This is a genomic window from Kurthia gibsonii (assembly GCF_006539985.1).
In the GTDB taxonomy this organism is placed as follows: domain Bacteria; phylum Bacillota; class Bacilli; order Bacillales_A; family Planococcaceae; genus Kurthia; species Kurthia gibsonii.
Genome location: NZ_BJOB01000111.1, coordinates 1 through 605, shown reverse-complemented (window position 1 = coordinate 605; position 605 = coordinate 1). Strand labels below are relative to the sequence as shown.

The 605-nt window shown below is 36.5% G+C and carries 1 protein-coding gene; it reads left to right on the top strand.

Annotation, left to right across the window (positions count from 1 at the left end):
• On the top strand, positions 1-605 hold a 605-nt coding region (locus KGI01_RS13720; protein ID WP_174795821.1), incomplete at both ends, for a transposase.

Here is a 605-nt window from a genome sequence, read left to right as displayed (position 1 = left end):
CATATTAAGAACCATTTCTACACGCGTTACAGCTATCGTGAACGCTGTTCGGTCAAAACCATTACGATTGATATGAATGCCGGATATGAAAAACTCATACAAGAACTGTTTCCAAAAGCGAAGATCATCATCGACCGATTCCATCTCGTTCAATTGATCAGTCGTTCGATGAATCAACTGCGAATCCAAGTCATGAATGGTTTTAGACGCGGGCACAACGAAGATCAGAAGAAATATCGTCGACTGAAAAGATATTGGAAACTACTTTTAAAAAATGAAAAAGACCTAACCTACACCGTTTATAAACCGTTTGGGTTATTTGGGCAAACGACGGACAGGACCGTTGTCGATACATTATTGAGTTATGATGAACGTTTACAAGTCAACTATACACTGTATCAATCCCTATTAAATGCCATGAAAGACAAAGATATAAACGCCTTACAAACGCTCTTAAAACAGCCTTTACACGAAGAAATTTCACTTGATTTCAGAAGAAGTATACGCACACTAAAACATCACTTAAGTTCCATTGAAAATAGTTTTATGTATCCATTCAATAACGGAAGAATTGAAGGCATCCACAATAAAATCAAAGTCTTAAA